This window comes from Candidatus Hydrogenedentota bacterium, assembly GCA_012523015.1.
GTDB lineage: Bacteria > Hydrogenedentota > Hydrogenedentia > Hydrogenedentales > CAITNO01 > JAAYBJ01.
This window is the reverse complement of sequence record JAAYJI010000337.1, coordinates 1-4524: the sequence shown is the minus strand read 5'-3', so window position 1 is coordinate 4524 and position 4524 is coordinate 1. Positions and strand designations below refer to the sequence as shown.

At 55.8% G+C, this 4524-nt stretch carries 4 protein-coding genes and 1 pseudogene; all 5 read right to left on the bottom strand.

Translation table 11 applies throughout. The features are described from left to right. Positions 1 to 2162 (bottom strand): DUF1156 domain-containing protein (locus GX117_14570; protein ID NLO34552.1); only part of this gene is annotated, 2162 nt, incomplete at its 3' end. Between the two features lie 36 nt (positions 2163 to 2198). Beyond that, a pseudogene (locus tag GX117_14565) lies at positions 2199 to 2414 on the bottom strand (DUF1156 domain-containing protein). Continuing rightward, positions 2411 to 3250, bottom strand: coding sequence for an abortive infection family protein (locus tag GX117_14560; GenBank protein NLO34551.1), 840 nt, complete (start codon positions 3248 to 3250; stop codon positions 2411 to 2413). The pseudogene GX117_14565 and the gene GX117_14560 overlap by 4 nt, the downstream one beginning before the upstream one ends. After that, a complete protein-coding gene (locus GX117_14555; GenBank protein NLO34550.1) occupies positions 3247 to 3600 on the bottom strand; it encodes a hypothetical protein in 354 nt (117 codons plus the stop codon). The genes GX117_14560 and GX117_14555 overlap by 4 nt, the downstream gene beginning before the upstream one ends. Then, positions 3600 to 4524, bottom strand: a 925-nt coding sequence (locus tag GX117_14550; protein NLO34549.1) for a DUF3883 domain-containing protein, incomplete at its 5' end; no start/stop codon positions are given. The genes GX117_14550 and GX117_14555, both read right to left, overlap by 1 nt.

The following is a 4524-nucleotide window of genomic DNA, read 5'->3' as shown; positions in this document are numbered from 1 at the left end:
GTGATAGGGCGCTTCTTGCAGACCAGCCACACAGAAGAGGATAAGGCGGCAGAATTCATCCCGCGCATCCGGTTTCCCATCTCGGTTTGAATAGGCCAACTGCCGTCCACAATAAACCCTGCCCTAATAATGGCGGAAACAAGGGTCTCCCAAGCATTGGGATGTTTATGGGCAAAGACGATGACAAGGCGTCCGTCATCCTGAAGACTCTTCTCGCAAGCGATGAAGGCTCGCGCCATCCCGTCTTCGTAGCTTTGCTTAGACGCGCGCCCATCTCCGCCATGACGGCTGGCATCATCGATCAGTTCACCGTCCTTCTCTTCATGATCCCATTTCGGAGAGGCATCTGCTTTCAGCCATCCTTCCCCTTCTAAAGGCGTATCGTGGATGAGCCGTTTGATCCAGACATAGAAGAAGTCCATGCAATCGGAGAAGGGGATTGCATCGTAATAGGGCGGGTCAGTGACAATGGCATCTAGGCGGACATCGCCTGCCTGCGTTGCGGAGCGGCGCACGATGGTCACCTCCGAAGCAGTCTTAAACGCTTCCAAAGCCGTTTCGATATAACGCACGATCCAGCCGAGCTGTGCAGAGATGGAGCCGCCAACTTCGTTTGTAGTTGCAAGCTCCGCCACATCCCACATTATGGGCAGGGCAAAGCGTGCAAAGGTATGGCCGATCTTTTCTCCTGAGTTATGCCATGTACAAACGGTCGAACTATAGTCGGCTGTCTTGTCGAAGAGAATGACTAAAAAGGCTGCCACTGCCTCACGCCATTCCGGCGGGAGGCCGGCTTCGGTCGAGGCCGCGACGCGGCGTACTGCTTTAACCAGCGTTCCCAACGCCAGCAATTGTCGAGCCGCGAACAAATCTTTCCATTGGGTAAAGCCATACTTGGGGAGCCTCATGCCAAGGGCGTCTTCGGCGGGCATCGGTTCATCAGGCAGCCCGAAGGGGACATCGGCGAAGACTTTTTCAAATTCGGCTTTCGCCTTGGCCGCGCTGTCCAACTCATGTTGAGTTGGAAGACGATATTCCTTGCTGCCTTGACCTTCCGTCACAACGGCCGTTGCTAAGGTGCCCAATAGTTTTGCTTTGCCTGCCGTCCGCAGATCTTCCATCGTCATGATGGTTTCGCAGCAGGGGCACCGGGTTCCGGCTCTTGACATCGTGCCTGCGCCCAGGCGCTTGTCGTGCTCGCGTTTCTGAGCACCGTTGCCTCCTTGGACAGGGACATTGTTTTGGACGCCAAAGGAGACACCGCTCCCATCAGCCTTCGGCTTCATCGTGAGCAGGATACGTTTCCGAGCCGTCTTACACAGCCAGCGTGTCTTCAGCAGCGGCACGATGGCGCGGCAGTTCTTGCACTTCACCGTCCGCGCCCCGAGGTAGGCGACAGTTTGCTTGAGCACCCAGCGCGGGTTCTTCTTGTCGGCGAGGTATTCTTCTGAGAAGTCTGCATTCAGTGCGTCTATGTCCGGTGTGCCGTCGTCCTTGAGGGGAACCAGGCGTATTGCCGGTTTCTCATAAGGCTCCGAATGCTTGAGATCGAGCGGCTCGAAATCGGCGTAGGTGGGATAGAAGGGCGCCAATTCTTTGCGCGTCTCGTTCAGCACCCGCCGTCCCCAGGCGCGCACCTGCCAGGCAAGATCGGCCTCAGGCGTGAGGCCGCTGTCTTGCTTGTGGCTCTCAAAGAGATCGTCCATCGCCTCCTTTTGCTGTTTCTTCGTCCGTTTGGTGTGACCGACCAGCTGGGGGTGCGCCTTATAGAAATCTTCCATGAACGCTTCATCTTCCAGGATGAAGTCGGGCAGGGGGAGGGTCTTGCCCGCAAGTTTTTGCGGATACTCAAGCGTACATTTGAGGATGAACCAGGCGACCGGATTGATATCAGCCGCCGTGGTCTCACAGCCCAGGCGCATGGCCTCCAGGGGGATCGCGCCGCCGCCGGAGAAGGGATCAAGCACGCGCGGCGCACGACCGCCGTAAGCCTTCTTGATTTCTTCGCGGAACCAAGCCAATTCCTTCTCGCGGTGCTCCACCAGGGAACGGTGCGCATTGATGACCTTCTGCCCGCCGGACTTGGGTTCGGTGCCGATCCAATGGAGGATGCCGCCGTCGACTTCTTCTTTCACCCGTTCGACAATGCGGCCGTTAGGCATGGTTTTGCGCTCGATCTTTTCGACGACCTTGCCGCCGATCCGCTCGCAGAGCTTGCGCCGCTCCTCGGCTGTGCCGGGGTCCGGCAACAGCGTCGCCAACAACGCAGCCCGGCACGCCGCCAAGGGCCGCCGCGCCGGCCAGATATGCAGCGTCGAGATGTGGCCATGCCGGACATTCTTCTCATGTACCGATGTTAAAGAAGTCTGCTTCAGCGGAAACGCACGTTCAATGAGTTTAGGTTTATCGGTCATAACGATTGCTTCTCTTTCAGTGTTCGTAACATAAGATCTCCAACAATGCCCATTACCTGAGTCGCACGGCGTGCTTTCTCCGGCGTGACTGTTGGCAGCCAAGGGCTGCCGTTCCCACTGCCTTGCCTGTTGCGTAAGGTATTGACAGCACATGCGCCTTCAAAAAGAGCACGCTGAAATCGATGCTCAGGCGGGTCACCGTTGACCGCCTTGTCTGCCGATGTCTTGAGTTCGAGGGCAACAAAAGCCTGACTAAGTAATATAGGAAAGTTATGTGGAGGATTATTGGTATTGCCGCACACGAAAAGCACATGGGCTGCCACTGCCTCCAGTAAATCCTTGCCGGTTCCAGCAACAATTGCGGCGTCCGCTGCGCCTTTCTGAGCGCGTCGTACGTAGGACGCCAAGGTATCAGTAACTTCTGTTCCCGAAAGTATATCCAGTGCCGCAGTACGAATCTCTCCTTCAGGCGTTAAGAGGAAGCCTTTCGATAATAGGGCGTCTCGTAAGCAGATAATAGCTTCCTCGCCAACATAGTTCGGGGCTCCGGGTTGAAATCCTCCACAACTACGGATCAGCGTTACCATCTGTTCCACAAACTCACGGCTATACTCAGAGGCATGCTCGATGACCCAAGTCAGCACAGACCGAACACGCTTCGCTTTCCCAACCCTTTGTCCCTGAGACTTCTGATCGCCTTGCGCCAAAGTGCATTTATCAATACAGAGCTGAATGTCTGCCTGATTTGGATCACGTCTCTCCGTCTGAGTGTCATCGACCATTCGAGGGATGGCAAAAGCCGCAATAGCGTTGTTGAGAGATGGTTGCTGCTTCATGACTGTACCCTCGCGGTATTCAAGAATCGTTGACCCGTTACTGCCGCCGGACACTGAGGGCCCAGCTCATGGATGAATGTTGATGTTATTGTCTCCAACATCCCGCCGGAATATTTACCCTTTTTAATCAGCATTTTGCGAGCTGTTTTCAACGGTAGTCTTGTCACAGACGAAAGGATAAGGGTCTGCCGTGCGCGGGTAATGGCCACGTAGAATAGGCGCCTTTGTTCCTCAATTTTCGCATCTTCCTCAGGACTTGGAGCGGTCGTGTCAATGTTCGAGATCAGATCTTGAAGTCCTTTATTCCACAGCATAAGCAAAGCTCCGTATTGGTCATTCCTGATCACCATCAGATTTTTCCGATCTCCATGATTTGCGCGTGCCCAATCTTGACACCGCTCGTTTCGACTGTGGCGTGAATTGTCCGATCCACGGTCTGCGTTCTGCTGAATAGACGCACGAGCAGCGTTCCAAAGGGATCTTGAATTCGCACGAGCTGCGGCGTTGAAGTACCGCAGTGATAGACAACGTAGAGCCAGTAGTCTTCGCGAAGATTACAAGCGCGCGCCCATTCGTTTTCTGTAATCTGGATTTCGCCCGTGCCGCTGCAACCCTTCACTTCGATACACCGTTGCTGATCACCGTGTCGGATGCTCAGCAGATCGAAGCCGGGATGTTGGGGCAGGCCTGCCGCCCTGGCGAGGCTGGGCGTATGGACAAATTTCACTTTTGCGCCTTCCGCTTCCTCGAAAGCCTTTGCGATGTCCATGGCGATCTGTTCGACATTGGCATCGCGCCATTCGATTTCTGCGGGATCGGTAGCCGGCACCACAAGGGCATGGGCGATAAAGTCCACATCGCCGGGCACCAGCAGTTCCGGCTCTCTTCGGATAATGCTGATGGCGCGCTCGCGGCGGCTGCTCAGTTCCCGTTGTTGGGTCTTGATGTATGTGAGTCTGGCGGCGGCCTTCTTGTCGCCCTCCCGTTCTTTCTGCCTCAACATGATTCGCGCTTTGGCAAGTTCTGCCTCCTCAAAGTCATATCCGCGTTTGAGAAAGGACTCTCGCTCAGGCAGTGAAGCCATGCGACGTTCCCGGCATTCCACGGCAAGGGTGCGACGCACATGTTCGGTGAGATACGCGCGTGCTTGATCGCTTTGGCGTTGTGCTTCCACGGCAAGCCGCTGGGGTTGCGGCGGCAGTCCTTGTCCGCCGCGAAGCAGCAGGAGGTGTTCGACGGGGCAGGGGCTGATTTCGGCGCTCTCCGTTTGTTTG